This window comes from Sporomusa sp. (assembly GCF_035561255.1).
Lineage (GTDB): Bacteria > Bacillota > Negativicutes > Sporomusales > Sporomusaceae > Sporomusa.
In genome coordinates this window covers 1-5018 of sequence record NZ_DATMXX010000280.1, presented here as the reverse complement: position 1 = coordinate 5018, position 5018 = coordinate 1, and the positions used below count along the sequence as shown (strand labels likewise).

Here is a 5018-nt window from a genome sequence, read left to right as displayed (position 1 = left end):
ATCTCAGTTCTCTAATGAGATTCTTCTACGCAAGCAGCAATGGCTTGAAACTATAAAGACCGATCCTGAATGGATTTTAAATCTGGACGCTGACGAAATATTTGAGGACCAATTTAAATATGAAATCAGACAGTTAACAGACATTTCCGATGTCTACGTATACAACTTTAGATTATTTGACTTTTGGGATGAAAAACATTATCGAGAAGATCAATTTTGGTGTGCGCACCGCTACTACCGCCCCTTTTTAGCTAGGTATAACAGAAACTTCAATTACATATGGAATGAACAACCTCAGCATTGTGGCAGATTCCCAGTAAACATTCTGGAGTTACCTAACAGGACTTCAGAGCTTCGTCTGAAACATTTAGGTTGGGCACGAGAAACAGACCGTTTAGAAAAATATCATAGATACAAACGTCTAGATCCCGGGTCTGTTTATGGGCTTAAGGGTCAATATGAATCAATCTTGGATCACAAACCAGTTTTAATCAAATGGGTAGAATAGAATATAAAGTGGCACAATTACAAATAAAAGCAGCCTCAACGGCTGCTTTTGCAATTGGAATACAATTAGAACAATAGATTGCATGCTTTTATTTCTTTATTCATACCTGAGTGCCTCAATAGGATCAAGCAAGGCAGCTTTACGGGCAGGATAGATACCAAAAAACAGGCCGATAAACACCGAAACGCCAAATGATGCCAGGATGGCTGCCCCTGATACTACAGTATTCCAGCCTGCCACCAGCGATATCACCCGCGCACTGGCCACCCCCAGGGTAATACCAATCAGACCGCCGGTGACACCGATTGCTATTGCTTCTATTATAAATTGCATAAGGATGTTTCTATAGGTGGCGCCCAATGCTTTTCTAATGCCGATCTCCCGTGTTCGCTCAGTTACCGAAACCAGCATAATGTTCATAATCCCGATGCCGCCGACCACCAGGGAGATAGCGGCAACAGCGCCTAAAAACAGAGTAATCGTGCCGGTAGTTTCCTGCATAGTAGTCATTAGCGCTGTCAGATTCCGCACAGAAAAATCATTCTCAACATTTGCCGCCAGGTGATGGCGTGTCCTTAACAGCGTGGTAATTTCGGCCTGAACCTTGTCCATTACTTTATCGTTTTCCACCTGAACACTGATATTATTGAGATACGCCTGGCCAATAAGCCGGTCTTGCGCAGTTGCTAACGGTACGAGAACCGTGTCATCCTGATCCTGGCCCATCGAAGACTGCCCCTTGCTCTTGAGCACCCCGATGACACGAAAGGGAGCCTTGCCAATACGGATAGTCTGGCCTAGTGGACTAGCCCCGCCAAATAGATTTGTCGCTACCGTCTGGCCAAGTACTGCAACGCGGGCCCGTGAATTCTCGTCACTGTTACTAAAAAAGGAACCTGAATCAACCTCAAAATTCCTGATCTGCAAAAAATCCTGAGTAGTTCCCTGGACAGTGCTTTTCCAATTTTGATTGCCATAGATAATCTGAAACTGCTGACTGACAGATGGCGCTACATAATTAACACCGGAAATTTCCCGGGCTATAGCCTGAGCATCTTGTTTTGTCAGGGTAATATTAGACCCTGCCGCCAAACGCACACCACCAGAGGGAGAATTAGCGCCTGGCATAACAATGAGTAGATTGCTGCCCAGACCGGCAATTGAGTTTTGCACTTTCTGTTGTACACCCAAACCAACCGAGACCATCGCGATAACAGCCCCAACCCCGATAATTATCCCCAGCATTGTCAGCGCGGAACGGAGTTTATTGGTCTTTAGTCCTTCAAAAGCGATGAGGACACTTTGCCAGAACATACCGCCACCCCCTGTTTTACTTCATCTTTAATGATTCTCCCGTCACGTACCTGAATACTTCGCCGGGCATAAGCGGCTATATCCGGCTCATGGGTCACCATAATAATAGTCCGTCCCTGCTGATTCAGTCTGCAAAAAATCTCCATAATCTCAGTACTTGATTTTGAATCAAGGTTTCCGGTAGGTTCATCAGCAATAATGATCGGGGGATCATTAATCAGCGCCCGGGCGATTGCAACCCGTTGCCGCTGCCCGCCCGACAGTTCATTAGGGCGGTGGTATTTGCGCTCGCCAAGACCAACTATATCCAGGTTTTGTGCAGCCCTTGCCATTCGCACCTGCTTATTGACTCCGGCATAGATAAGTGGCAGGGCCACATTCTGCAAGGCAGAGATGCGTGATAACAGATTAAAATTCTGAAATACAAAACCAATCTTCCGATTGCGCGCCTCGGCTAGTTTATCATCAGTCATTGTTGCCACCTCAGCTGCCGCTAACCGGTAAGATCCGTCAGTTGGCCGGTCAAGACAGCCGATAATATTCATCAGGGTAGATTTACCTGACCCAGAGGGGCCAATGATCGCCACAAATTCACCGTCTCTGATTGTTAGTGTTACCCCTGCCAGGGCGTGCACAGCAGTATCGCCCATTTGATAGATTTTCATTATGTCTGTCAATACAATACTCATGGTACCCTCCTTCCGGCTAGATTGGGGGCGGCGGTCCTTGATTGTTATTAGTACTGCTTTTCGCCTTGGTGGCAGGTAATATAATATGCTCCCCCTCATTCAAGCCGCTAGTGATTTCCATTTTTTCATCGTCACTCAGACCTGTTTTGACTGATACTTTCAGGGTTTTACCATCAACCCTCACTTGCACATACTTTTGTCCTTTCTCTTCCTTAATTGCCGTTAACGGCACAACCAGTGCATTCCGGCTTTCGCCAACACTGATAGTAACCCGTGCAGTCATCGTGGGATATAACAAATCCTGGGGCGAATCAACATCTACATAGACCGGGTAATAGACAACATTTGACGATGTGGTGGCTTCTCTGGATATTTTTGTTACCTTACCGGTAAAAGTCTTATCTGTATAAGTATCCACAGTGAATGATACAGTTTGGCCATCTTTTACCTTGCCGATATCAGTTTCGTCCACCAGTACTTTAATCTGCATCTTCGACATATCCGCAATGGTCATAATAACCTGAGGCGTGGAGATGCCTTGTGCAACCGTCTGACCAGCCGGAGTGGGCTTGCCAATGACCATTCCGTCAATGGGTGCTTTAATCACATAATAAGCAAGCTGGGTTGCATAGTTGTCATAGGTTGACTGAGCTACCAGGTAGTTTGTCCGGTCAGAATCAAGTTGCTGGACCGATTCGCCGCCGATTGCAGCCAGCTGCTGGCTGCGCTCATAGATACCGGCGTAGTTTATCAACTGGGCGCTATATTGGGCTACCTGGGCTCTAACACTGGAGTCATCCAAGATAAATAAAACCTGTCCGGCTTTGACAAAATCATTTTCTTTCACATGTACCTCGGTGATTAACCCTGTTACCCGGGAGCTAATTTCAACTGAATTTACTGCTGAAATTGTGCCTGTAGCCGAAACTGTTGATTGAATATCGCCACGTTCTACGGCAACTGTAGCCTCACTGATAACAGGGTTACTGCTTCTTTCAAAGTACATCACTCCCCCTGTTGCTGCCAGAACTACTGTTAAAACAACTAGCAGCCACTTTTTATATTGCTTAACCTTTTCCCAAATCAGTTGCATTGTTTAACCTCATTTCTTATATGCTATCCCCATTGCTTTAATAAGCTGTGCTTTGCTGGTATTGTAATCATATAACGCCTTGATACTATTAATTTTTGCTTGGTTTAGCGCCACAACAGCATCAAAAACAGCAAGATTTGTTCCTACGCCGGCTCGATAGCGGGCTTCAGCAATCTTAAGACTCTCCTCAGCCTGTTCGACTGCTACCTGTTTGATATCAATCCTCTTTTCAGCTTCACGCATGCTTAAATAAGCCTCGCGCACCTCCAGCAATATGTTCTCTTGCTGCAGCCTGGCTTCTGCTTTCACAACAGTGACACTGTATTGAGACTGCTTAACTTTGGCTTTGTTCACACCCGAATCAAAGATATTCATTGACGCCGTAAGACCGATCTGCCAATTACTGTTGTTTAGTCCCGGGAAATCTCTATCATACCAGTCTTGCCCTAACGTTACATCAACTGTTGGCAACGTAGCGCTATTGGCAATTTTCACATCTGCTTCAGCGCTTGCGGTCCGAGCCCGATATTCAGCGATTTCCGGCCTATTCACTACTGCATATTGAACACAATCGGCTAGAGTATGCAAATATTTCTCATAAGCAAGATCTTCTTTCAGGATCAATTCACTGTCAAGCGGCAAACCAACAGCATTGTTGAGCTTAGCGACAGATAGCTGCACATTGTTTTGCGCTTGGATCAGGGTATCCTGAGCGTTCGCCAACTCCACCTGACTTGCCAAAATATCGGATTTAGCTACTGTACCTATTTCATATTGAGATCTGACATTATTCAAGTGAGCGGTATAGTTATCTACCGTTTCCTGGCTCACCCGCAATTCTTTTTGATATTGCAGTACATTAAAATAGTATGTAGTTACATCCTGAGTGAGTTGTTGCTGCACCGCAGTTAGATTAAGCTCAGCAACTGTGAGGTTAAGTTTAGCCTGCTCCATTTGACTTTCTAACTTCCCGCCAGAGTACAGCGGATAACTGAGCGACAGCTGGGTGCCAAACTTATTATTACTATAACGACTGTCAATGGCTACCGGGGTACTGTAGTGCGTATCAGTATGGGTAATGCTTATATCCAATCCCTTGCTGCCCTTCGCCTGGTTCACTGCCCAATAGGCTTTATCTCGGCTGGACTCGGCCACTTTTATATTTGCATGGCTCTTAAGTGCCAAAAAAATGCTATCCTCCAGTGACAATTCAATTGGTTTTGCCAAGACCGGCTGGCAAAACACCAATAAGCAAAAAAAAGGGACTAATCGTTTGAGCAATTCTTTGACTTTTGGTTTCACAGTTATTCCTCCTGATGAATTAGGTATATCACCTATAAGTATGGGGACAGATTGTTACAGTTTTGTTACAAGCCTTATATAAATTGCTATATTTTTCTATGATGTACAACTT

4 protein-coding genes and 1 pseudogene are annotated in these 5018 nt (G+C 45.0%); 1 reads left to right on the top strand and 4 read right to left on the bottom strand.

Annotated features, from left to right (window positions below; translation table 11 throughout):
- Positions 1–508, top strand: a pseudogene (locus tag VN379_RS15460) (glycosyl transferase); the annotation flags it as partial.
- A 96-nt stretch (positions 509–604) separates the two neighbouring features.
- On the opposite strand, the gene VN379_RS15455 reads toward VN379_RS15460, so the two are convergent.
- Genes VN379_RS15455 through VN379_RS15440 form a run of 4 tightly spaced genes read right to left on the bottom strand, consistent with a single transcriptional unit; the run spans position 605 to position 4906 of the window.
- Complete coding sequence (locus VN379_RS15455; RefSeq protein WP_325535419.1) at positions 605–1822, bottom strand: ABC transporter permease; 1218 nt, start codon at positions 1820–1822, stop codon at positions 605–607.
- Positions 1783–2511 carry an ABC transporter ATP-binding protein gene (locus VN379_RS15450; RefSeq protein WP_325535417.1) on the bottom strand — a complete coding sequence of 243 codons (729 nt, stop codon included), beginning with the start codon at positions 2509–2511 and terminating at the stop codon, positions 1783–1785. The genes VN379_RS15455 and VN379_RS15450 overlap by 40 nt, the downstream gene beginning before the upstream one ends.
- A 16-nt stretch (positions 2512–2527) precedes the next feature.
- Positions 2528–3604, bottom strand: a complete 1077-nt coding sequence (locus VN379_RS15445) for an efflux RND transporter periplasmic adaptor subunit (RefSeq protein WP_325535415.1) — start codon at positions 3602–3604, stop codon at positions 2528–2530.
- A gap of 9 nt (positions 3605–3613) precedes the next feature.
- Positions 3614–4906 carry a TolC family protein gene (locus VN379_RS15440; RefSeq protein ID WP_325535413.1) on the bottom strand — a complete coding sequence of 431 codons (1293 nt, stop codon included), beginning with the start codon at positions 4904–4906 and terminating at the stop codon, positions 3614–3616.
- Between the last annotated feature and the right edge of the window lie 112 nt (positions 4907–5018).

What these genes read in the sequence shown, in the direction of transcription:
- VN379_RS15455 (WP_325535419.1), bottom strand. Translation starts at nt 1,822, where the DNA reads ATGTTCTGGCAAAGTGTCCTCATCGCTTTTGAAGGACTAAAGACCAAT.
- VN379_RS15450 (WP_325535417.1), bottom strand. Translation starts at nt 2,511, where the DNA reads ATGAGTATTGTATTGACAGACATAATGAAAATCTATCAAATGGGCGAT.
- VN379_RS15445 (WP_325535415.1), bottom strand. Translation starts at nt 3,604, where the DNA reads ATGCAACTGATTTGGGAAAAGGTTAAGCAATATAAAAAGTGGCTGCTA.